The organism is Ancylobacter tetraedralis (assembly GCF_014195655.1).
In the GTDB taxonomy this organism is placed as follows: Bacteria; Pseudomonadota; Alphaproteobacteria; order Rhizobiales; family Xanthobacteraceae; genus Ancylobacter; species Ancylobacter tetraedralis.
In genome coordinates, this window is the sequence record NZ_JACICD010000002.1 from 260,082 (window position 1) to 281,251 (window position 21,170).

At 69.3% G+C, this 21,170-nt stretch carries 22 protein-coding genes; 2 read left to right on the plus strand and 20 right to left on the minus strand.

The genetic code is table 11. From position 1 onward, the window contains the following. Positions 1-79: 79 nt before the first annotated feature. The 19 genes from FHS55_RS06495 to murJ all read right to left on the minus strand — a co-directional run bounded on the left by FHS55_RS06495 (position 80) and on the right by murJ (position 18,486). Positions 80-1,858: a tetratricopeptide repeat protein gene (locus FHS55_RS06495; protein WP_183189246.1), complete on the minus strand. Its 1,779-nt coding sequence runs from the start codon at positions 1,856-1,858 to the stop codon at positions 80-82. A 193-nt stretch (positions 1,859-2,051) separates the two neighbouring features. Next, entirely contained in the window at positions 2,052-2,480 is a 429-nt protein-coding gene (locus FHS55_RS06500) for a hypothetical protein (RefSeq protein ID WP_183188887.1), read from the minus strand. Next, positions 2,480-2,827, minus strand: coding sequence for an ElaB/YgaM/YqjD family protein (locus FHS55_RS06505; RefSeq protein WP_183188888.1), 348 nt, complete (start codon positions 2,825-2,827; stop codon positions 2,480-2,482). The genes FHS55_RS06500 and FHS55_RS06505 overlap by 1 nt, the downstream gene beginning before the upstream one ends. Before the next feature lie 77 nt (positions 2,828-2,904). After that, the gene (gene trmB, locus FHS55_RS06510) at positions 2,905-3,660 is read right to left on the minus strand and encodes a tRNA (guanine(46)-N(7))-methyltransferase TrmB (protein WP_183188889.1); all 756 of its coding nucleotides are present in this window, start codon (positions 3,658-3,660) and stop codon (positions 2,905-2,907) included. Positions 3,661-3,743: 83 nt separating this feature from the next. After that, on the minus strand, positions 3,744-4,937 hold the full coding sequence (gene metK, locus FHS55_RS06515) for a methionine adenosyltransferase (RefSeq protein ID WP_183188890.1): 1,194 nt from the start codon (positions 4,935-4,937) through the stop codon (positions 3,744-3,746). Positions 4,938-5,066: 129 nt separating this feature from the next. Beyond that, complete coding sequence (locus FHS55_RS06520) at positions 5,067-5,477, minus strand: helix-turn-helix domain-containing protein (RefSeq protein ID WP_183189247.1); 411 nt, start codon at positions 5,475-5,477, stop codon at positions 5,067-5,069. Positions 5,478-5,588: 111 nt separating this feature from the next. Further along, complete coding sequence (gene lnt / locus FHS55_RS06525) at positions 5,589-7,181, minus strand: apolipoprotein N-acyltransferase (protein WP_183189248.1); 1,593 nt, start codon at positions 7,179-7,181, stop codon at positions 5,589-5,591. Between the two features lie 12 nt (positions 7,182-7,193). Continuing rightward, positions 7,194-8,498, minus strand: a complete 1,305-nt coding sequence (locus tag FHS55_RS06530; protein WP_183188891.1) for a transporter associated domain-containing protein — start codon at positions 8,496-8,498, stop codon at positions 7,194-7,196. A 6-nt stretch (positions 8,499-8,504) separates the two neighbouring features. Further along, on the minus strand, positions 8,505-9,035 hold the full coding sequence (gene ybeY, locus FHS55_RS06535) for an rRNA maturation RNase YbeY (RefSeq protein WP_183188892.1): 531 nt from the start codon (positions 9,033-9,035) through the stop codon (positions 8,505-8,507). Beyond that, the gene (locus tag FHS55_RS06540) at positions 9,032-10,150 is read right to left on the minus strand and encodes a PhoH family protein (RefSeq protein ID WP_183189249.1); all 1,119 of its coding nucleotides are present in this window, start codon (positions 10,148-10,150) and stop codon (positions 9,032-9,034) included. Before FHS55_RS06540 ends, ybeY begins: the two co-directional genes overlap by 4 nt. 38 nt (positions 10,151-10,188) lie before the next feature. Then, entirely contained in the window at positions 10,189-11,610 is a 1,422-nt protein-coding gene (gene miaB / locus FHS55_RS06545; RefSeq protein WP_183188893.1) for a tRNA (N6-isopentenyl adenosine(37)-C2)-methylthiotransferase MiaB, read from the minus strand. A gap of 247 nt (positions 11,611-11,857) precedes the next feature. Further along, on the minus strand, positions 11,858-12,655 hold the full coding sequence (olsA, locus tag FHS55_RS06550) for a lyso-ornithine lipid O-acyltransferase (protein WP_246339906.1): 798 nt from the start codon (positions 12,653-12,655) through the stop codon (positions 11,858-11,860). A gap of 9 nt (positions 12,656-12,664) precedes the next feature. After that, complete coding sequence (locus tag FHS55_RS06555) at positions 12,665-13,093, minus strand: Fur family transcriptional regulator (protein ID WP_183188894.1); 429 nt, start codon at positions 13,091-13,093, stop codon at positions 12,665-12,667. 77 nt (positions 13,094-13,170) lie between these two features. Beyond that, complete coding sequence (rimI, locus tag FHS55_RS06560; protein WP_183188895.1) at positions 13,171-13,668, minus strand: ribosomal protein S18-alanine N-acetyltransferase; 498 nt, start codon at positions 13,666-13,668, stop codon at positions 13,171-13,173. Beyond that, positions 13,665-14,348, minus strand: a complete 684-nt coding sequence (gene tsaB, locus FHS55_RS06565; RefSeq protein WP_183188896.1) for a tRNA (adenosine(37)-N6)-threonylcarbamoyltransferase complex dimerization subunit type 1 TsaB — start codon at positions 14,346-14,348, stop codon at positions 13,665-13,667. The genes rimI and tsaB overlap by 4 nt, the downstream gene beginning before the upstream one ends. A gap of 90 nt (positions 14,349-14,438) precedes the next feature. After that, positions 14,439-14,993, minus strand: coding sequence for a NifU family protein (locus FHS55_RS06570; protein WP_183188897.1), 555 nt, complete (start codon positions 14,991-14,993; stop codon positions 14,439-14,441). 159 nt (positions 14,994-15,152) lie between these two features. Further along, positions 15,153-15,650 carry a universal stress protein gene (locus FHS55_RS06575; RefSeq protein ID WP_183188898.1) on the minus strand — a complete coding sequence of 166 codons (498 nt, stop codon included), beginning with the start codon at positions 15,648-15,650 and terminating at the stop codon, positions 15,153-15,155. A gap of 155 nt (positions 15,651-15,805) precedes the next feature. Continuing rightward, a complete protein-coding gene (gene trpS, locus FHS55_RS06580) occupies positions 15,806-16,837 on the minus strand; it encodes a tryptophan--tRNA ligase (protein ID WP_183188899.1) in 1,032 nt (343 codons plus the stop codon). A gap of 107 nt (positions 16,838-16,944) precedes the next feature. Beyond that, on the minus strand, positions 16,945-18,486 hold the full coding sequence (gene murJ, locus FHS55_RS06585) for a murein biosynthesis integral membrane protein MurJ (protein WP_183188900.1): 1,542 nt from the start codon (positions 18,484-18,486) through the stop codon (positions 16,945-16,947). A gap of 158 nt (positions 18,487-18,644) precedes the next feature. Here murJ and FHS55_RS06590 point away from each other — a divergent pair, with 158 nt between their 5' ends. Continuing rightward, positions 18,645-19,643 carry an adenosine kinase gene (locus FHS55_RS06590; RefSeq protein ID WP_183188901.1) on the plus strand — a complete coding sequence of 333 codons (999 nt, stop codon included), beginning with the start codon at positions 18,645-18,647 and terminating at the stop codon, positions 19,641-19,643. Positions 19,644-19,770: 127 nt separating this feature from the next. Next, positions 19,771-20,613 (plus strand): class I SAM-dependent methyltransferase, encoded by an 843-nt coding sequence (locus FHS55_RS06595; protein ID WP_183188902.1) that lies wholly within the window; start codon positions 19,771-19,773, stop codon positions 20,611-20,613. Positions 20,614-20,620: 7 nt separating this feature from the next. Here the strand turns inward: FHS55_RS06595 and FHS55_RS06600 are convergent, their stop codons facing one another. Beyond that, complete coding sequence (locus tag FHS55_RS06600; RefSeq protein ID WP_183188903.1) at positions 20,621-21,169, minus strand: ActR/PrrA/RegA family redox response regulator transcription factor; 549 nt, start codon at positions 21,167-21,169, stop codon at positions 20,621-20,623. Between the last annotated feature and the right edge of the window lies 1 nt (position 21,170).

A 21,170-nucleotide genomic window follows, 5' to 3' on the forward strand; every position in this document is an offset into this window, starting at 1 on the left:
TGAGGTCCGCCCCTTTTTCATGTCGTCCTGCCGCGAGCGCCCAGGGCCGTTGCCGGCCCGCCCCGATCAGCCGCCCCGATCAGCCGCCGCCGTCAGGCTTGGTTTCCACCGGTGCCGGGGGCTCGGCTGCCTTGGGCGCCTCGGCCTGATGGGTGGCAGCGGCAGGGTCGACCTCGGTCTTCTGGATGTCCGGCTTGTCGTTCTTGCGCCGCTCCGCCTCGTCGAGGCCGACGGCGATCTTCAGTTCGATTTCCTGCAGCTCGTCGGCATCGGGCTTCAGGTCGCGGGCATGGTTCCATTTGAAGGTCGCCTCGAGCTTGCGCCCCACCTTCCAGTAGGCATCGCCGAGATGGTCGTTGATGACCGCCTCGTTCGGCTTCAGCTCCACGGCGCGCTCCAGTTCGCGCACCGCGTCGTCATAATGGCCGGTGCGGTAATAGGCCCAGCCGAGGCTGTCGATGAAGAAGCCGTCATCGGGCCGCAGCGATACCGCCTTGCGGATCATCTCGGTGCCCTGGTCGAGATGGATGCCCTGGTCGATCCAGCTATAGCCGAGATAATTCAGCACGTGCGGCTGGTCGGGCTTCAGTTCCAGCGCCTTCTTGAGGTCGGCCTCGGACTTCTCCCACTGCTTGGTGCGCTCATAGCTCGTGCCGCGGAAATAATAGAGCATCCAGTTGGCGGCGGTGGGCGTCTGCAGCTGGTCGATCGCCTTGGTGTAGATGTCGGCAGCGTCGGCATATTTCTCGTTCGAGCGCAGCACGTCGCCCAGCGCCATCAGGGCCCGCAGGTCCTTCGGGTTCTTGGCGACGACGGCTTCCAGCGTCTTGCGGGCACCCTCGAAATCGCCGACGGCGTCGAGATTGAGCGCCATCTGCACGTCGGCATTCACCTTGAAGGGCGAATCGGACGGCACGCTGCGGTAGAGCGTGATGGCTTCGTTATTGCGCTTCTGCGTCTCGAACAGGTCGGCGAGGGTGATCTCGATCAGGGGATGCGAGGGATCCAGCCAGTGGCCCAGCTGCAGATAGATGAGCGCGAGGTCTTCGCCGCCCTGCCGGGCCAGCGCCGCGCCGAGCCCGTAGAGCACCTCCGCCGCCCCGGCCGACGGGGTGGTGATGAGCGCGGGAAGCGTCTTGCCGGCTTCCAGCAGGCTCAGTTCCTGGTCGACCAGCGGATCATTCGGCACCAGCTTGTCGAATGCCTCATAGGTGTCGACGGCCAGCTTCTTGTTGCCCGATCGCGAGGCCCAGCGGCCATAGGCATCGACCACGCGCAGCGTGCGCGGATCGATCTTGAGCGCGCTCTCCAGGCGTTGGCCGGCCTCCTTCTTGGCGCCCGCCGCATCCAGCAGCAGGCCGGCGTGGAAGTCCTTGAACCCCGCATACCATTCCGGGCCCTTCAGCTCGTCGATGGCGGCAACGCCGGCGCGCGGATTGCCGGATCCGTACTGGCTCCAGGCGCTGAGCAGAGTGGAATTGAGCTCGGCAATGGCCCCCTGGCCGGAGCGGCGCAGATTGCTGCGGGCGGTGACATATTGCTTCGACTTGATGGCGCGCACGCCCAGGACGAGGCGCGCCAGCGTGTGCTCGGGATCGATCCGCACGATGCGCTGGGCGTAGTCCACGGCTTCATCGATCGAGCCTTCCGCCAGTACGGCGAGGAAGGCGCGCTCCAGGATCTCGCCGCTGCGCGGGAAGCTGCGCACCAGCGCGCGATAATAGGCCGCGGCCGCCGGTGTATCGCGTTCGGCGGTGGCGAGCCGGGCGGCGAGATAATTGCCGGCCGGCGCGGAGCGGGCGATGAAATTGTCCGGCGGGGCATCGGCCAGCACCGGCGACGCTCCAAGCGCGGTCATGATGGCAAGAATGGCCGCACCGGGCCGCAGCGACAAACGGCGGAACGTCAAGTTGGAACCTCCTGCGGCGCATCCGTCATGCCTTCGGCGTGACTCGCAGCCATTGCTCGCCGGCAGATTGGTCCTTTTTGGCTCCCCCTGCAAGAATCGCCGGAGTCCGAAACAGGCCGCTGCGGAACGTTCCGCGACGGTTTCAGATGCGTCGGCCAAGAATAAGGCCGAGAAGTGCCGCCCCCGCGGCAACGGCGATCACCGTTGTGGCATTGGTCGGCCGCGGCGGCACCGCCTCGGCCAGCGGCTGAATGGAGGGCGGTGGCGCGGTCAGCCCGGCGAGGCTCGAATAGCCGCCCCGCGCATGCCGCCGGCGCGAGCGCAGATGCGCCGTCATCAACAGAATCAGCGCCAGCAGCAGCAGCACGCCGGCAATGATGAACGCCGCGATCACCGGGTCGTAATGGCTTGCGAGCAGCAGGAAGCAGGCGACGAGAAACGCCAGCACCGCACCGCCGAGCATGAGCCCGGCGATGAGCAGGATGACAAGCGTGACCGCCGCGCGGCGGGTCGCCATGCGCAGCTCGGCGCCGACGACGCCGGCGACCAGCCCGGTGAGGAGGCGCAGCATCAGCGACCCCGGGTGATGAGGCCGAGCAGGAAGCCGACGCCGAGCGCCGCTGCCACCGCGCCGAGCGGGTTGCGCTCGATCGTCGCCGTCACCTCGCCACCGAACTGGCTGGCGCGCTCCTTCGCCTCCTGATAGGCGTCGGCGCCTTCCTCCATCAGATCGGCGGCGGTCGCCTCCGCCTTCTCCTTGCCCTGGCGCACACGACTGGCCACCGCATCTGCGGCGGCCTCGCCCTGCACCTTGGCAAGCGTGGTGAGCGTTTCGGCCAGCCTGGCGACGTCGGCGCGCAGCACGGCGAGATCGGCGGACAGCTGGGCGAAATCTTCCTGCGCGTTGGGTTCGGCCATGAACATCTCCTGACGGGTGCTTTGGTGCTGTTCCGACAACGCCGATCGCGGAACTCGGGTTCCATTCTACGCGGTAGTCAGATGCGCCGGAACTCGTAATAACCCGGCCGGCGTCCCTCGCGCAGCGCTTTCGCCTCGTAGCGCGTGCCCGGCCAGCCTTCCCAGGGCAGCCGCCAGTCATCGGCGCGACGGGCGGTCCATTCGAAGCGCGGATCGGCGTTGAGCCGCGCCAGCGTCCAGGCGGCATAGTGCTCGATGTCGGTGGCGAAGCGGAAATGCCCGCCCGGCGCCAGCAGGCGGGCGATGCGGTCGATATTGTCGGCCTGCACGAAACGGCGCTTCCAGTGCCGGCGCTTGGGCCAGGGATCGGGATAGAGCAGGTCGATGCGCTCCAGCGCGCCGTCCGGCAGGCGGTCGAGCAGCGGCACCACGTCGTCGCCATGAAGGCGCACATTGGCGAGGCCCGCCTCGGCGATGGCCGCGGTCATCTTGGCGATGCCGTTCAGGAAAGCTTCCGCACCGATATAGCCGATATCGGGATGACGCCGCGCCTCGGACAGCAAATGCTCGCCGCCGCCGAAGCCGATTTCCAGTCGTACCGCGCGCACCGGATGAGGAAACAGCTCGGCAAGCGGCCGGCCGTCCAGGGTGGCGGTGTCGATGGCGAGGGCCGGCAGGTCGCGGACGAGATGGGTTGCCTGCGCGGCGCGCAGCTTCTTGCCCTTGCGCCGGCCGTAGAAGGCGGTCTCGCGCACGGGAGCGGGGACACCGGACGCGGGTGCGTCACTGTCCGGGTCGTCACGGGCAGGTGCATTACTTGCGGGATCGGTCATCGGCACAAGACAAAATCAAACGGGGCGGACACTGGCGTCCGCCCCGCTTATCATCGACAGGAAGGGTGCGTGCAACCGTCCGCTCAGGCGACCGCGGCGCGAATGGCCTCGGCGAGGTCGGTGCGCTCCCAGGAAAAGCCGCCATCGGCCTCCGCGGCGCGGCCGAAATGGCCATAGGCCGAGGTACGCGCATAGATCGGCTTGTTGAGGCCGAGATGCTCGCGAATACCGCGCGGGCGCAGGTTCATCACCTCGCGCAGGACCTTCTCGAGCTTGGCCTCTTCGACCTGCCCGGTGCCGTGCAGGTCGACATAGATGGCCAGCGGGTCGGACACGCCGATGGCATAGGCGAGCTGGATGGTGGCGCGGTCGGCGAGGCCGGCGGCCACCACGTTCTTGGCGAGATAGCGCGCGGCATAGGCGGCCGAGCGATCGACCTTGGTCGGGTCCTTGCCGGAGAAGGCGCCGCCGCCATGGGGCGCGGCTCCACCATAGGTGTCGACGATGATCTTGCGCCCGGTCAGGCCGCAATCGCCGTCCGGGCCGCCGATCACGAACTTGCCGGTCGGGTTGACGTGCCAGATCGTGGCGGGGGTGATCCAGCCTTCCGGCAGGGTCTCGCGGATATAGGGCTCCACGATGGACTGCACGTCATGCGAGGAGAGGTCGGCGTCGAGATGCTGGGTGGAGAGCACGATCTGCGTGACCTCGACCGGCTTGCCGTCCTCATAGCGCACGGTGACCTGGCTCTTGGCATCCGGGCCGAGCACGGTGCTCTCGCCGGAATGCCGGGCCTCGGCGAGGCGCTTCAGGATCTTGTGCGCGTACAGGATCGGCGCGGGCATCAGTTCCGGCGTCTCGCGGCAGGCATAGCCGAACATGATGCCCTGGTCGCCGGCGCCTTCGTCCTTGTTGTTGGCGGAATCGACGCCCTGGGCGATGTCGGCCGACTGCGCGTGCAGCAGCACTTCGATCTGGGCATTCTCCCAGTGGAAGCCTTCCTGCTCGTAGCCGATGTCCTTGATGGCCAGGCGCGCGATATGGGTGATCAGATCCTTGGTGATCTGCGCGGGCCCGCGCGTCTCACCGGCGATCACCACGCGGTTGGTGGTGGCCAGCGTCTCGGCCGCCACACGCAGGTGGCTGGGATCCCAGCCATGTTCCGGCCCAAGGCGGAAGAAGGCATCGACCACTTCGTCGGAAATGCGGTCGCACACCTTGTCGGGGTGCCCTTCGGAAACGGATTCGCTGGTGAACAGATAGGCTTGCCGAGACACGCGTCAGCTCCTCAATGCTCGCCGGCGCGCGCACAGGCTCCGGCTTGGCCTGTGTCGCAAGCGCCAGCACGTGGGTCAAGATTGCCAAGCGAATTCGTTCGGAAAAAAGAACGCTGTGGCAGGCAGGTCTCAGGCCACCGGTTCGCCGCCCGCCAGGGCCTCGACCAGATCGACAATCCGGCGCCGCACCTTGCTATCCGGTATTTTTAGGAAGGCGCGCGTGAGGGCGAGGCCTTCGTTCGTGGCGAGAAAATCGGCGACATAGGCGGGCGAGGCGTCTTCGGCAAATCCCGCGGTCCCGGGCGTGGTGTTCGGGATTCCCTCGAAGAAAAACGCGACCGGAACGCCGAGCACGCTGGAAATGTTCTGCAGCCGGCTGGCCCCGATCCGGTTCGTGCCCTTCTCGTATTTCTGGATCTGCTGAAAGGTGATGCCCAGATTTTCCCCCAGCTTTTCCTGGCTCATGCCGACCATCATCCGGCGCATGCGCACCCGACTGCCGACATGCTTGTCGATGGGGTTGGGAGATTTTTTGGTCATCGAGGTCTCCGACCGCAAGCAAAAAAAACCCTGCCCCCGCCGGCCTAGCGGGGAGAAGGTGTGCCCGAACAAGCATCAGTCTAGGCAAAGCGTTGGGCACCGTCGATCAATCTAGAGGTGCAACTGCCTCCGATGCCCCAGCAGGGCCAGCAATAGGCTCATCAGCACCAGAAAATGTGGTAATAAGTTGCCGATGCTTGTATAAATTGGCGGAGCGAGAGGTAACGGGAGGGGGCCATCGAGCACGCCGCGTACACCCAGAGGTAGTATGCCCATAATTCGGCCAAGCGGATCGACGATCGCCGAAATGCCGTTATTGGTTGCGCGTATAAGTGGCAGGCCCTGTTCCACCGCCCGGAGGCGCGCCTGTTCGAAGTGCTGGTAGGGGCCGGGCGTGAGGCCGAACCAGGCATCGTTGGAGACATTGAGCAGGAATCCCGGCCGTGCCGCTCCGGGCGCGGATGCCGGCATCAGCTCCTCGGGAAAGATCGCTTCGTAACAGATGAGCGGCACCGCCAGCGGCAGGCCGGGGATCGCCATCGGCTGGCGATGGCTGGCGGCGGTGAAGCCGCCCCGCTGGCGGGTCAGTTGCTCGAAGCCGAGCGCCTCCAGCGTTTCCTGGAACGGCAGGTATTCGCCGAACGGAACGAGGTGCACCTTGTCGGCATCGGCGATCACTTCGCCACGCGCGTCGATCACCCTGAGACTGTTATAGGCCTTCGGCCGCGGCTGCCCGGGCACCGGCTCCAGCCGGGCGGCGCCGGTGATGAGCAAGGCCCCTGGCGGCAGCATGGCGGCGATGCGGGCCTGGGCCTCGGGTTCGCGCTCGTAGAAGAAGGGAAAGGCCGATTCCGGCCAGATCAGGTGGGTGACGCCGGTAAGCCCGCCCTGGCTCTCGCTGGTCGCGACATAGAGGTCCATCACGCTGCGGCGCGCGTCATAGCGGAATTTCTGGTCCTGCGGCAGGTCCGGCTGCATGATCCGCAGATGCACGCCGGCCACGGTCCCGACCTCGGTGGTGGCCAGGCGCCACTGCCCGCCGGCCCACACGAGCGCGAGCAGCCCGATGGCGAATGCGAGCGGCAACTGGCGTCCGCGCGGCGTCGCCTCCTCGTCGAACAGCGCCGCCGGGCTGGCGAGGGTGATCAGCGTCAGCCAGCACAGGCCAAGGAGCCCGACCACCGAGGCGGCCTGGGCAAAGCGCAGGTCATTGGCCAGCGCGTAGCCGAAATTATTCCAGGGAAAGCCGGTCAGCAGGAAACCGCGCAGCCACTCCGTCAGCGTCAGCGCCCCGGCAAAGGCGAAGAGCCGCCCCCAGCCGCGCGACCACAGCAGCACCGCCAGCGCGCAGCCGAGCCCGGCAAAGAGTGCCAGGCCCGCCGGCAGCAGCAGCACGGCGAAGGGCATGAGCCAGGCGAAGGCATCGGCCTGCACCAGGAAGGCCTCGCCGATCCACCACAGGCCGGCGAGGAAATAGCCCATGCCGAACAGCCAGCCGCTGGCGAAGGCGCCGCCGAGCCGCCGCCGAAGGCTGCGCGCCTCGCTCGCCGCGTCGATCAGCCCGACCAGCACCGGCAGGGTGGCGGCGAGCACCGGCCACAGGCCGAACGGCGGCATGGCGAGCGCCGAGAGCCCACCCGCCGTGAGCGCGGCGAGCACGCGCCAGCGGGTGGATGCGCCCCGCAGCAGGGCCGGAGTCAGCATCATCGACGCGTCTTAGGCCGCTTCATTCGGTGTGCCGGAGGGGGAGGGACGACGGCCGCTGGCCTGTTCGGCCGGTGGCGGCAGGCTGGCCGCGCCGCTGCGGGCGGGATCCTCCCGCACGGTCTCCTCGGACTGCGCCGATGCCCGGCGGACCGGGGTGTCGCCTTCGCCGGCGCGGGAGATGCGCAGCCGCTTGACCCGGCGCGGATCGGCATCGAGCACCTCGATCTCGAACTGGCCCGGCCCGGGAACGATTTCGCCGCGCACCGGCACGCGCCCGGCAATGGTGACCAGAAGGCCGCCCAGCGTATCGACTTCCTCCGCCTCCTCGCCGGCCGCGAAGGCCGGATCGATCATTTCGGCGACGTCCTCGAGGCTGGCGCGGGCATCGGCGATGAAGCTGCCGTCGGCCTGGCGGGCGATGAGCGGGGTCTCGTCGTCGTCGTGCTCGTCCTCGATATCGCCGACGATCTCCTCGACCAGATCCTCCATCGAGACGATGCCGTCCGTGCCGCCATACTCATCCACCACCAGCGCGAGGTGAATGCGGCTCGCCTGCATGCTGGCCAGCAATTCGATGGACGGCATGGAAGGCGGCACGAACAGCAGACGGCGGATCAGCTTGGCGGCGCTCAGCGTGGCGCTGAGGTCGATGGCCTTGAGGTTGAAGGCCGGCAGCGGGTGCGCGAGATCCCAGCCGCGCATGTGGGGCCGCTCCTTGGCGCCTTCGCCATTGGCCCGCCCGTTGTCGCTCTTTGTCTCGCTCTTCGCCTCGTTGCGGGCGTCGCTGCGCGCCTCACCCCGGCGCGGCATCATGGCGCGCTGGGTGAGATAGGTGACGAGGTCGCGGATGTGGACCATGCCGACCGGGTCGTCGAGCGTGTCGTCATAGACGACGAGACGCGAATGCCCGGCATCGGCGAACACGGCGAGCAGTTCGCCGAGCGTGATGTCCTTCTGCACGGCGATGATGTCGGCGCGCGGCACCATCACGTCGCCGATGCGCAGCTCGCGCAGGTCGAGAATGCTCTTGAGCATGGACCGCTCGGTGGCGGTCAGGTCGGAGCCGGTGTCCATGCTGGTCGACAGCGCTTCCGCGAGATCGTCGCGCAGCGATCCGGTGGACCGCCAGCCCCCGATGAGATGGCGGAGCCGGTCGAACAGGCCGCCGCGCGCGTCGGCGCGGGCGGCGCTTCTACTCTGCCCTGCGCCGGACGTCGAGCCGCCGGACGAACCGTTACTGGATCCGGTACTACTTGGTCCGGCAGCCGGCCCTTCGCTGGAGCCGGAGGAGGAATGGGAAACGGGGTCGGACATTGGCCTCTAAGGGTGTTGTTGAACGGGTTCCGTGTCGGCATAGGGGTCGGGAATGCCGAGGCTGGCGAGCACGTGGCGTTCCATCGCCTCCATCTCCTCCGCTTCCTCGGTGACCTCATGGTCGTAGCCGACGAGATGCAGAGTACCATGGACCGCCAGATGCACGAGATGGTCGGCAAGGGGCTTGCCCTCGCTGGCCGCCTCGCGCTCCAGCGTCTCGAAGGCGATGGCGATGTCGCCGAAATGGGGATCGCCCCCTTCGCGCGCCACCTCGGGCGTGGGGAAGGAGAGCACGTTGGTGGCGCTGTCCTTGCCGCGCCAGTCGCGGTTGAGCGCGCGGATGGCGGCGTCGTCGGTCAGCTTCACGGCGATCTCGGCGCCGTCGAGGTCGAGTTCATAATCGGCGGACGCGCCCTCGCAGGCCGCCATCACCGCCCGCGTGACCAGCCCGGCCGCCTCGGGAAGCGCCGACCAGCCGCTGGCCTCGACCAGGACGTCGACCTCAAGGGCAAAGCCGATGGCGGGCGCCTCGCTCATCGCGGTGGCGCCTCGACGGCACCGGCCACCTCGTTGGCCCGCGCCTCGGCACGGGCGCGCGCGCTGGCGGCCTTGCCGTCATAGGCGGCGACGATGCGCCCGACCAGCTCATGCCGCACCACGTCGGCGGCCGCGAAATGACAGACCTCGACGCCTTCGACATGGCTCAACAGAGCCACCGCCTCGGCGAGGCCCGAGGTCTGGCCCGGCGGCAGGTCGATCTGGCTGGGATCGCCGGTGACGATCATGTGGGAGTTCTCGCCCAGACGGGTGAGGAACATCTTCATCTGCATCGAGGTGGTGTTCTGCGCCTCGTCGAGGATGACGCAGGCATTGGCCAGCGTGCGCCCGCGCATGAAGGCCAGCGGGGCGATCTCGATCTCGCCCGACGTCATCGCCCGCTCGACAAAGGCGCGGTCCATCAGGTCGTGCAGCGCGTCGTAGATCGGCCGCAGATAGGGATCGACCTTCTCCTTCATGTCGCCGGGCAGGAAGCCGAGCCGCTCGCCCGCCTCCACGGCCGGGCGGGAGAGGATGATCTTGTCCACCACCCGGCGCTCCAGCAGGTGCACCGCATAGGCCACGGCCAGCCAGGTCTTGCCGGTGCCGGCCGGGCCGACGCCGAACACCAGCGTGTGCCGCTTCAGCGCGCGGATATAGGCGTCCTGCGCGGCGGTGCGGGCGCGCACCGGGCGCCGGCGCAGCTGGATCTCGTCGAAGCTCTGCTTCTTGGTCGCGGGATCGAAATCGAACAGGAAGCCCTGGCTGGCAGCCTCGCGCAGCACGCCCTCGACATCGCCGGGCGCGATCTCGCCACCCTTCTTGAGGCGGGCATAGAGCGTTTCCAGCACGTGGCGGGCCTGGTCGCAGGCCTCCCGCTGGCCTTCCAGCGTGACATGGTTGCCGCGCTGCTCGGCGACGATCTCGAGGCGCCGCTCGACCAGCGCGAGGTTCTGCCCGTAATGGCCGAACAGCAGGCTGGCGAGGCGGTTGTCGTCGAAAGCGAGCACGATCTGGCTCGGCGCGTCGTCCGGGGTGTCGAGCCATCGCGCCTCGGGGCGGCTGGCGGTTCGCGGCGGCGAACCTCCCGGTCCACCCGCGCGGGTGGCAACCAAGGTACGGTCGGAATCGGAACCACCAGGTCGACGCACGCTCACGCCTCCACCTTCTCGCTCTGCCTCGCCGAACGATTCATGCCGACATTGTCGGCGAAGAATTCGCCACCGACGATGTCACCCGAAAGACTCTTGGTGCTGACCTCGCGCACGTCAACCAGCGCCAGCGTACCGATCGCCTCGACCGGCGCCTCGACCACCACCGACTGCAGATAGGGCGAGCGGCCGATGAGCTGGCCGGGGAAGCGGCCCGGCTTCTCCAGCAGGATCTCGAAGCGGCGCCCGCGGCAGGCCGCGTCGAACGCCGCCTTCTGCCGGTCCAGCAGGGCCTGCAGCGCATGGATGCGCGCCGATTTCACATCCTCGGGAAGCTGGCCGTCCATGCTGGCCGCCGGCGTGCCCGGGCGCGAGGAATATTTGAACGAGAAGGCGCCAGCGAAGCCGACCTTTTCGACGAGGTCCAGCGTGTCGGCGAAATCCTCGTCGGTCTCGCCGGGGAAGCCGACGATGAAATCGGAGGAGAAGGCGATGTCTGGCCGCGCTGCGCGCACCTTTTCCACGATCGCGAAGAACAGCTCGCGGTCGTGCCGGCGGTTCATCGCCGCGAGAACCCGGTTGGAGCCCGACTGCACCGGCAGATGCAGGTAGGGCATCAGCGCGGGCAGGTCGCGATGGGCGGCGATCAGATCGTCATCCATGTCGCGCGGGTGGCTGGTGGTGTAACGCACCCGGGCGATGCCGGGCACCTGCGCCACGCGGCGCACCAGTTCAGCGAGGCCGACATCGCGCCCGCCCGCGTCAACGCCGTGATAGCCGTTGACGTTCTGGCCGATCAGCGTCACCTCGCGCACCCCGCCATCGGCGAGGCGGATCACCTCGTCGAGGATCTTGGCCACCGGGCGCGAGACCTCGGCGCCCCGCGTATAGGGCACGACGCAGAAGGTGCAGAACTTGTCGCAGCCTTCCTGCACGGTGACGAAAGCGGTGGGGCCGCGCTTGGCGATGGCGGCGCGGCTCGGGGGCGGGAGAAAATCGAACTTGTCCTCGACCGGGAACTCGGTCTCGACGATGCCGGCGCGGCGGTTGGAGCCGCGCGCTTCCGCCTGCGCGATCAGCTCGGGCAGCTTGTGGTAGCTCTGCGGGCCGACCACGAGATCGACTGTGCGGGCGCGCTTGAGGATTTCCGCGCCTTCCGCCTGCGCGACGCAGCCGGCGACCGCCACCATCTGCCGGCGGCCGGCTTCTTCCTGGCTTTTGCGCAGGCGCCCCAGCTCAGAATAAACCTTCTCGGCCGCCTTCTCGCGGATATGGCAGGTGTTGAGGATGACGAGGTCGGCGTCCTCGGCCGTGTCGGTCTCGACATAGCCTTCCCTGGCCAGCGTGTCCGTCATGCGCTGGGCGTCATAGACGTTCATCTGGCAGCCGAAGGAGCGGACGTAGAGTTTGCGCGGCTCAGTCATGGCGTATCGATCGACCCGGCCCGCGTGGCGCCGATGGCGGCGCGGTCCCTTGCGTTGAACGTTCGGGCGCGCGACGAGAGCGCCCTCGACAAGGCGCATCCGAAAATCGTCGCTCGCACCGAGGTCGGGATCGCCTACGTCTCCACAAATGACACCTTGTGACCTGTGTAGCGGGATTCCCGCGAAAAGGGAATGCGGGAGACACGAGACGGAGGCGCTTGCGTGCATCCGCCTTGCCCGGGAAATGTCAGCGCCCCGTGAGCGCGCGCGCCAGCATGGTGCGGCTCGCGGCCTCCGCCCGGAGCGTCGCCGCCTTGCGGTCGCCGGCGTCGAGCGGGGCGCCGAAATGCACCTCGACATCCACCGCCCCGCGCCGCAGCACGGCGAGGAGATGGGGCGCGAGGTCCATGTCGCCATACCAGGCGAGGCGCGGGCGCCCGGCGCGGCCGAGCGGCACGCCGTTCTGGCGGACATAGGCGATGGCGAGCGGCTGGAGGATCGCCGCGCCCGCCGCATCCCCCGCTGCCGCACCCTCTCCGAGGGTGGCCCGCGCGGCGCCGATCAGCGCCGAGCGGAATTGCAGCACCCGGTTGCCGTCGCTGGACGTGCCTTCCGCGAACAGCACCACCGGATCGCCGTCATTCATGCGCGCCGCCATCTCGCCGGCCACCTTGCCGGTGGCGGCGCGGGAGGTGCGATCGACGAAGATGGTCCGCTGGAGCTTCGCCAGCAGGCCGATGCCGGGCCAGCCCGCCACCTCGGCTTTGGCGACGAAGCACAGCGGCAGGCAGGAGCCGAGCACGCAGATATCCAGCCAGGACACGTGGTTGGACACGAGCAGCAGCGGGCGGGCCGTCGCCGGCGCCCCCACCACGCGGACCCGCACTCCCACCAGTGCCAGCACGATGCGATGATAGAGAAGCGGCAGGGTCCGGCGCGCCGGTAGCCGGTACCGCACCGCCAGCCATTGCAGCGGGATGCCGATCAGCGTGACGAGAACCACCGGCACCAGCACCAGCCCGACACGCAGCCCTCCCGCACGCATGGCCGGGGCTCAGTCCGTCTTCTTGTCGAGCGGCACGCCGTAGAGCTCCAGCCGGTGGCCGACCAGCCGGTAGCCCAGCTTGCGGGCAACCTCTTCCTGCAGCCGTTCGATTTCCTCCGAGCGGAACTCGACGACCGTGCCCGAGCGCAGGTCGATCAGGTGGTCGTGGTGCTCGTCCGGCACCGGCTCGTAGCGCGAGCGCCCGTCGCGGAAATCGTGGCGCTCGATGATGCCGGCATCCTCGAACAGCTTGACCGTGCGATAGACGGTGGAGATCGAGATGCGGTCGTCGATCGCCGCGGCGCGGCGGTGCAGTTCCTCCACGTCGGGATGGTCCTGCGCGTCGGCGATGATGCGGGCGATGACGCGACGCTGGTCGGTCATGCGCAGGCCCAGCGTCACGCAGGCTTCCTCGATGGCGGTCGGCTTTTCGTTCATCTACGCCCGGTCTCCCGTCGCGGCCTGCGGTTCCCGATGCCTTATGGCGCAGGCGGAACGCAAAGGGCAATCGTCTCTCAGGCGATATCGCGCCGCATCACCAGCGCGGCCGCCGGTTCGCCCGCCGCGCTGCGATAATAGCCCGACCGCCGGCCGATCTCCTGAAAGCCGGTGTGCTGGTAGAGCCGCAGCGCCGGCGCGTTGCCCTCCTCGACCTCCAGGAACACGGTCCTGAAGCCCTGGGCGGCCAGTTCGGCGAAGGCGGCCACCACCAGCCGGCGGGCAATGCCCTCGCCCCGGCGGGACGGGGCGACCGCGACGGAGAGAATTTCCATCTCCGGTGACACGCCGCTGAGCAGGATGAAGCCGAGTATGCGCCCGGTCGGGCCTTCCGTCGCCACCAGGCAGCGACTGAGCCGGTTGGCCAGCAGGCGCTCGAATTCCGACGCGTCCCAGCCGATGCGGAAGCTCTGCGAATGAATCTGCGCGAGCGCGTCGGCATCGGCCGTGCAGGCCGTTCGCAGCGCCGTGTCGGGGCGCGTGATGCCGAGAAGCTCGAACAGCCGGGAGGTCATCGTCGCGCGATCCTTCCGGCCGTCTGCGGCTTGGCGTCGGCCTCGCGCAGATAGAGCGGGCGCGGCTCCGAGCGGGCGGGGTCGGCCACAATGGCGAGGCGCGCGAGCCAGACCGCATCGGGCGTGGCGGCGGGATCGACGCTGATCGGGGGCCTCTCGCCGGACGGCCAGGCCTGCGCCAGCAGGGCGGCGCCCGAGCCGACGATGCGGACCGGGCCGATGGCGATGGAGCGGGCGGCATCCTTCAGCGCCATGGCGCGCGGGCCCACCAGCACGCGCCCGGCGGCGCCGATCATCTGCAGATAGACATTGCCGTGCCGCGCATCGATCGCCGCCGCGACCGGGACCGCGTCGTTCACCGCGAGAAGCGGCGCGGCGAGCACGGCGAGTGTGGACAGGCCGATGACCGGCCGGCCGGTGGCGATGCGGAAACCGCGCGCGGCGGAGAGCCCGACCCGGAGGCCGGTGAAACTGCCCGGACCGACGGTGACGGCGAAGCAGTCAATGTCACTGAACCCGAGCCGAGCCTCCTGCATGACGCTGTCGACCATCGGAATCAGCGCCTCGGCATGGCCACGGCTCATCGTCTCGTGCCCGGACGCCAGCGTCTGGTGCGAGGTCGTGTCGTAGAGCGCCACGGAACAGGCTTCGAGCGCAGTATCGAGGGCGAGAATCAGCATCGTTTCAACCTGTCGTCGCTCACGATGCACACGCTCCGCGCCGGAAGGAAAGGGACCGGCGCAGCCGGGTGGGTCGCGGCGTCGGGGCTCTCAGACCGGCCGCACTTCCACCACGTCGGGGACGAAGTGGCGCAGCAGGTTCTCGATGCCGTTCTTCAGCGTCGCGGTGGAGGACGGGCAGCCCGAGCACGAGCCCTTCATGGCGAGGAACACCACGCCGTCCTTGTAGCCGCGGAACGTGATGTCGCCGCCGTCATTGGCCACCGCCGGCCGGACGCGCGTATCGATCAGTTCGCGGATCGTATCGACCACGCCCGCATCCTCGGCGGCGAAGAAGGCATCGTCCTCGGCATGCTCATGGTCGTCCGGCAGCAGCGTCTGGCCGGAGACGAAGTGCTCCATGATCGCGCCGAGAATGGCCGGCTTGAGATGCGCCCATTCCGCGCTGTCCTTGGTGACGGTCACGAAGTCCGAGCCGAAGAACACGCCGGTGACGCCGGCAATCTCGAACAGCCGGCTGGCGAGCGGCGAGCGCGTGGCCTCGCCGGCGTCGCGCGCCTCGAAGGTGCCCTGGCCGAGCACGGTGCGGCCGGGCAGGAATTTGAGCGTGGAAGGGTTCGGGGTGGCTTCGGTCTGGATGAACATGGCTGTCTCCTTGCCCACCGGGGTTCAAGGCCGCGGCGACGGGGAATGTGCCCTCTAGATAAGCCCTCCCGACGCGGAGGGGAAGGGATCGGCCGCGCACATCCCTCGTGGAGCGCGCGGGGAGGGGCGCAGGGGGGAGGCGGCACCGAGCGTCGGGCCTCAGGCCAGCGCGTCGATCTCGGCGTCGGAGAGCGTGCCCGGCACGAGGGTGATGGGAATGCCCAGGCCCGCCCAGAGCCCGGAGCCGAGCGAGGATATGAGCGAGGCCGGAGCCTCGCGCCCGGCATGCACGGCCACCACCAGCAGCGCGATATCCTCGTCCGCCTCGATCAGCTTGAGGATCTCGTCGACTACCGCGCCCTCGCGGATGAGCGTCTGCGCCGTGACGCCGGCGACCGAGCGGGCGCGCGCGGCCATATGCTCGAGCCGCGCCGTCGCCTTGTCGGCGGCCTCCGCGCGCATCAGCTCGGCGACGCCGAACCACTGGCTTTCCACATCGGCGAGGGTGAGCACGCGCAGCAGCACCAGCCCGCCGGCGGTGCGTGCCGCCCGGCGCGCGGCGTAATAGACCGCGCGGTCGCATTCGGGCGAATCGTCCACCACCACCAGGAGCTTGCGCAGGTGGCCGGGCTCGTGGATCTGGCGCCGGCGCGTCATGGGACTTTTCCCGAATGGAACCGTGTCGGCACCGTCGGCCGCCGAAACGGAGGCAGAGGCACAAGCTTGACAGGCGGACCCGCCGCGCGGCCGCCGTTCCGCCTCAGGATAGCACGGGCAGCGGGCGGCCGCGCAGGCCGCTCGCCCCGCCGGCCTCAGCGCACGAAGCCGACGATGTCCTTCACCTGGTTCAGGGTCTCGTCCGCCAGCACGCGGGCGCGGGCGGCGCCGTCGCGCAGGATGGCGTCGATATGGGTGGGCTCGGCGACGAGGCGCTTCATCTCGGCGCCGATCGGCCCGAGCTTCGCCACCGCGAGGTCGACCAGCGCCGACTTGAAGGTGGAGAACTGCCCGCCGCCGAAATCGGTCAGCACCTGCTCCTTCGGCGTGTCGGACAGGGCGGCGTAGATGCCGACGAGATTATCCGCCTCCGGCCGCCCCTTCAGCCCCTCGGCCTCGGTGGGCAGCGGCTCGGGGTCGGTCTTGGCCTTGCGGATCTTCGAGGCGACCTGGTCGGCATCATCGGTGAGGTTGATGCGCGAGAGGTCGGAGGGATCGGATTTCGACATCTTCTTCGAGCCGTCGCGCAGGCTCATCACCCGCGCCGCCGGCCCGCCGATGAGCGGCTCGGTGAGCGGGAAGAAGCTCTCGCCGAGTCCAAGGCTGGCGATGGAGGGGCCGAAATCATTGTTGAACTTCTGCGCGATGTCGCGCGTCAGCTCCAGATGCTGCTTCTGGTCCTCGCCCACCGGCACATGGGTGGCGCGGTAGAGCAGGATGTCGGCCGCCATCAGGCTCGGATAGGCGTAAAGGCCGACCGAGGCATTCTCGCGGTCCTTGCCGGCCTTTTCCTTGAACTGGGTCATGCGGTTGAGCCAGCCCAGCCGCGCGACGCAGTTGAACACCCAGGCGAGTTCGGCGTGTCCCGACACCTGGCTCTGGTTGAACACGATATGCTTCGCGGGGTCGATGCCGGCGGCGATGAAGGCGGCCGTGACCTCGCGGATCTGCTTCTTCAGCTCGATCGGGTCCTGCCACACCGTGATCGCGTGCATGTCGACCACGCAATAGATGCAGTCATAGCTGTCCTGCAGCGCCACGAAACGCTGGATGGCGCCGAGATAATTGCCCAGATGCAGATTTCCGGTCGGCTGGACGCCGGAAAACACACGCTGCTGAAATTCCATGTCGTGACGTCCTGATCGTCAAACGCGGCTGCGGCGGAGGGCGCCGCGCGTCGCGCTATGGCACGCACGGCCGGGCCGGGCAAGCGCAAGGCGCGTCTCGCCTGTCCCTAATGCCGCAGCGCGGCCGTGAGCCGGGTGAATTCGATGGCGCCGAACGCCCGCGCTGCCCCGCCATAGACTATCATCCCGATGAGGACGAGGCCGGCCAGCGCGCCGGCCGCGCCAAGCCCGTTCGTGGCGAAGGCGCCGCCGGTGAACGTGAGGGCCAGCGCGATGGCGCCGGCCATGACCAGCGCGGCCGCCACCAGCCCGCCAATCCGCCGGCGGGCCGGGCGGGAAAGCGCGAGGTGCCCGCGCCGGGCCAGCCCGAGGCCGAGCGTGCCCAGCCCGACCAGGCTGGAGACCAGCACACCCAGCGCCGGCCCGGCCATGCCGAGCATGGCTGCTCCGGCAAACCCGGCCGCGCCGCCGGCCAGCAGCGCCGCCAGCCCCGCCTTGGTCACGAGTCGCGCGAAGCCGCGCGAAAAGGCGATCGCCGCGAGGATCTTCTCGACCGCCTGCAGCGGCAGCGACAGGGCGAGAAGCGCCAGCGCGGTGGCGGTGAGCGCGCTCGCCTGCCGGTCGAAGGCGCCGCGCTCGAACAGCACGGTGACGATCGGGTGCGCCAGCACGGCAAGGCCCAGAGCGGCCGGCAGGGCGAGGGCGAGCGCCGCCTCGATGCCGCGCGTGCCGAGTTCGTGGCCCTGCCGGGACTCCTCCGCCGCCAGCGCCGGCAGCAGCACCGCCCCGGCGCTGGCGCCGATCAGCCCGAGCGGCAGCTCGACGAGGCGGGTGGCGTAGAACAGCGCCGCGATGCCTCCCGTGATGCTGGAGGCCGCCGCGGCGGCTACCAGAAAGCGCAGCTGCGGCAGGGCGGCGGCGAACAGCGTCGGCGGCGCGGCCTTGAGCATCGCCCCGCCCGCGCGAAAGGCCGCGCGCGACAGCCGCCAGTCGAACGTCCCGCGCGGCATGGCGAGAAAGTTCAGCCCGAACTGCGTCGCCGCCCCGGCGACAGCCCCGCCCGCCAGCCAGGCGATCGCCAGTGCCGGGGACATCGCGTGGGCGCCGGCGAGATAGAGCGCCACCAGCAGCGCCAGCACCACGACATTGGCCGCCGCCGGCGCGAGGGAGGGGCGCGCGAAGCGCCCGGCGGCGTTGGCGAGCGCGGCGAACACTCCCGCCAGCATGGCGAGCGGCAGGCAGATGACGGTGAGACGCCCGGCGAATACGGCCCCTTCGGCCCTCGGCCCCTCGCCGGGAAAGCCTGGGGCCAGCAGCGCGATGACGGCGGGCATCAACAGGTAGAGCAGGACGGCCAGCCCCATTGCGGCAAGGGCGAACAGCACGACCGCCGCTGCGGCGCGGGCGCGGGTCTGCGCACTGCCCCGCGGCCCCGCCGGCCCGCCCAGATGCGGCAGGATCGCCGCGTTCAGCGCGCCTTCCCCGAGCAGTCGCCGCGCCAGCTGCGGCAGGGCGAGGCCCGCCACGCAGGCATCCGCCACCAGGCCGGTGCCGAACAGTGCCGCCACCCCGGCATCGCGCGCGAAGCCGAGCACCCGCGAGGCGAGGGTGAGCAGGGCGACGGTGGACGCGTGACGCAGCAGGGCCATGGGTCTGCGATAAAGGAAACCGGCGGGCAATAGAAGCGACGAGAGAAGGGACGAGGCTGGTCCGAGAGGCGTTGCGAGCGGCCCCCGCGTCTGCTACCGCCACTGCGGTTCCGCCCGGAGGCTCCCGCCGCCGCCCGCCCTTCAAGGAAAGCGCCTCCATGACTGTCCAGCAGCTTGATGTGATCGGCTTCGGCAATGCCATCGTCGACGTGATCGCCCGCTCCGAGGAGGCGTTCCTCGACCGGCACGGCATGCGCAAGGGCGGCATGACGCTGATCGACGAGGCGCGGGCCGAGGCGGTCTATGCCGACATGGGGCCGGGCGTGGAGATTTCCGGCGGCTCGGCGGCCAACACCATGGTGGGCATCGCGGCGCTGGGCGGGCGGGCCGGCTTCATCGGCAAGGTGCGCGACGACGAGCTGGGCGGCATCTTCGCCCATGACATCCGCGCCGCCGGCGTCGCCTACGCCACCCCCGCCGCCGTGGCCGGGCCGACCACCGCACGCTGCCTCATCCTCGTCACGCCCGACGGCGAGCGCACGATGAACACCTATCTCGGCGCGGCGCAGCACCTCACGCCGGCCGATGTCGACGCGAATGCGGTGGCGAGCGCCGGCGTCACCTATCTCGAAGGCTATCTGTGGGATCCCGCGGAAGCCAAGGAAGCCTTTCTCAAGGCCGCCGACATCGCCCACAAGGCGGGTCGTACCGTCGCGCTCACCCTGTCGGATGCGTTCTGCGTCGGCCGCTACCGGGCCGAATTCCTCAATCTCATGCGCGAGGGCATCGTCGACCTGGTCTTCGCCAACGAGGCCGAACTGACCTCGCTCTACGAGACCGGCTTCGACGCCGCGCTGGCCCAGCTGCGCCGTGACGTGACGCGGGGCGTGGTCACGCGCAGCGAGAAGGGCGCGCTGTCGGTGGCGGGCGAGGATCTCGTCGTGGTGCCCGCGCACCCGGTCGCGAAGGTGGTGGACACCACGGGCGCGGGCGACCTGTTCGCGAGCGGCTACCTGCACGGCTTCGCGCGCGGCTTCACCCCGGAGGAATCGTTGAAGCTCGGCGCGCTCGCCGCCGCCGAGATCATCAGCCATATCGGCGCCCGCCCCGAGCAGGGCCTGAAGGCGCTGGCGCTGGAGAACGGCCTCCGGGTGTGAGGGTCGGTCGGGTGTAAGGGCGCGGCGGGTGTAGGGGCCAGCGCGGCGTCCCATAACCGACACGTTGGGCGTCCAGGGTCCGCGACGAACGGCTTCGCCCAGCGGCGAAGCGCGCGTGGAGCCGGCCATGTCTCTTCCAGCGTCCCTTGCCGAACCCGAGATCATCCCGTTCGACCCGAGCCGCTTCCGCTCGACGGCCGCGTTCTATGACCGCTATCGCCTGCCATATCCGCCGGAACTGATCGCCTGTGTGGCGCTGCGGCTCGGGCTCGCCCTGGGCGACCGGGTGCTCGACCTCGGCTGCGGGCCGGGGCCGCTCGCCATCGCCTTCGCGCAGCGGGCATATGACGTGACGGCGATGGACCCCGAGCCCTCGATGCTGGAGGCCGCGCGCCTTGGCGCAGTGGCGGCAGAGGTAAGGCTGACCCTCATCGAAGGCTCCTCCTACGACCTCTCCCCGGCGCTGGGCCGCTTCCGCGCGGTGCTGATGGGCCGGGCGTTCCACTGGATGGACCGGGTCGCGACGCTCAAGGCGCTGGACGCGCTGGTCGAGCCCGAGGGCGCCGTGGTGCTGATGGGCGACCGGCGGCTGCACGCGGTGCCCGATTATCACGCCGTGCTCGACAAGCTGGCGGAGAAGCACGCGCCGGCGCGCTACGCCGACCGCAAGCTCAGGCGCGGGCCGGACTGGGTGCCTCATGAGGCGGTGCTGCTGGCCTCGCCCTTTGCCTGGCTGGAGCGGACCGGTCGCATCGTGGCGCGCGAGCGCCGCATCGACGAGGTGGTCGGCCTCGCCTTCTCGCGCTCGCTCACCTCGCCCGCGGCACTGGGCGCGGCGCGCCCCGCCTTCGAGGCCGAACTGCGCACGAACCTCGCCCGGCTGGCGCCGGAAGGGGTGTTCCACGACGTGGTGGAGGTCGGCGCGGTCATGGCCTTCCGCCAGGCGCCCAGGGACGCGAGGGAGGCTTAGGACGCGCCTAGCGTGGCGCGCGTTTGGCGAGGATGCGCTGGAGCGTGCGACGGTGCATGGAAAGGCGCCGCGCGGTCTCCGACACATTGCGTCCGCACAATTCATACACGCGCTGGATATGCTCCCAGCGCACCCGGTCGGCCGACATCGGATTTTCGGGCAATTGCGGCTTGTAATCGCCCTGCACGCTCAGCGCGGCGCAGATGTCGTCGGCGTCCGCCGGCTTGGCGAGATAGTCGACCGCGCCCATCTTCACCGCGTTCACGGCGGTGGCGATATTGCCGTAGCCGGTGAGGATGATGCCGCGCGCTTCCGGGCGGCGGCGCTTCAGCGCGGAGATGACGTCGAGCCCGTTGCCGTCGGCGAGGCGCATGTCCACGACCGCGAAGGCCGGCGCGACGCCCTCGACGCTGGCCAGTCCGTCGGCGACCGTCTCGGCAGTGGTGACGATGAAGCCGCGCGTTTCCATGGCCCGCGCGAGACGCTGCAGGAAGGGGCGATCATCGTCCACGATCAGCAGCGATCGATCCTGAGTCTCAGACGTCACATCCAACATT

Excerpts from the sequence above, each read along its gene's own strand:
- FHS55_RS06495 (WP_183189246.1), bottom strand. The coding sequence starts at position 1,858 with ATGACCGCGCTTGGAGCGTCGCCGGTGCTGGCCGATGCCCCGCCGGAC.
- FHS55_RS06500 (WP_183188887.1), bottom strand. The coding sequence starts at position 2,480 with ATGCTGCGCCTCCTCACCGGGCTGGTCGCCGGCGTCGTCGGCGCCGAG.
- FHS55_RS06505 (WP_183188888.1), bottom strand. The coding sequence starts at position 2,827 with ATGGCCGAACCCAACGCGCAGGAAGATTTCGCCCAGCTGTCCGCCGAT.
- trmB (WP_183188889.1), bottom strand. The coding sequence starts at position 3,660 with ATGACCGATCCCGCAAGTAATGCACCTGCCCGTGACGACCCGGACAGT.
- FHS55_RS06520 (WP_183189247.1), bottom strand. The coding sequence starts at position 5,477 with ATGACCAAAAAATCTCCCAACCCCATCGACAAGCATGTCGGCAGTCGG.
- lnt (WP_183189248.1), bottom strand. The coding sequence starts at position 7,181 with ATGCTGACTCCGGCCCTGCTGCGGGGCGCATCCACCCGCTGGCGCGTG.
- FHS55_RS06530 (WP_183188891.1), bottom strand. The coding sequence starts at position 8,498 with ATGTCCGACCCCGTTTCCCATTCCTCCTCCGGCTCCAGCGAAGGGCCG.
- ybeY (WP_183188892.1), bottom strand. The coding sequence starts at position 9,035 with ATGAGCGAGGCGCCCGCCATCGGCTTTGCCCTTGAGGTCGACGTCCTG.
- miaB (WP_183188893.1), bottom strand. The coding sequence starts at position 11,610 with ATGACTGAGCCGCGCAAACTCTACGTCCGCTCCTTCGGCTGCCAGATG.
- olsA (WP_246339906.1), bottom strand. The coding sequence starts at position 12,655 with ATGCGTGCGGGAGGGCTGCGTGTCGGGCTGGTGCTGGTGCCGGTGGTT.
- FHS55_RS06555 (WP_183188894.1), bottom strand. The coding sequence starts at position 13,093 with ATGAACGAAAAGCCGACCGCCATCGAGGAAGCCTGCGTGACGCTGGGC.
- rimI (WP_183188895.1), bottom strand. The coding sequence starts at position 13,668 with ATGACCTCCCGGCTGTTCGAGCTTCTCGGCATCACGCGCCCCGACACG.
- tsaB (WP_183188896.1), bottom strand. The coding sequence starts at position 14,348 with ATGCTGATTCTCGCCCTCGATACTGCGCTCGAAGCCTGTTCCGTGGCG.
- FHS55_RS06570 (WP_183188897.1), bottom strand. The coding sequence starts at position 14,993 with ATGTTCATCCAGACCGAAGCCACCCCGAACCCTTCCACGCTCAAATTC.
- FHS55_RS06575 (WP_183188898.1), bottom strand. The coding sequence starts at position 15,650 with ATGACGCGCCGGCGCCAGATCCACGAGCCCGGCCACCTGCGCAAGCTC.
- trpS (WP_183188899.1), bottom strand. The coding sequence starts at position 16,837 with ATGGAATTTCAGCAGCGTGTGTTTTCCGGCGTCCAGCCGACCGGAAAT.
- murJ (WP_183188900.1), bottom strand. The coding sequence starts at position 18,486 with ATGGCCCTGCTGCGTCACGCGTCCACCGTCGCCCTGCTCACCCTCGCC.
- FHS55_RS06590 (WP_183188901.1), top strand. The coding sequence starts at position 18,645 with ATGACTGTCCAGCAGCTTGATGTGATCGGCTTCGGCAATGCCATCGTC.
- FHS55_RS06595 (WP_183188902.1), top strand. The coding sequence starts at position 19,771 with ATGTCTCTTCCAGCGTCCCTTGCCGAACCCGAGATCATCCCGTTCGAC.
- FHS55_RS06600 (WP_183188903.1), bottom strand. The coding sequence starts at position 21,169 with ATGTTGGATGTGACGTCTGAGACTCAGGATCGATCGCTGCTGATCGTG.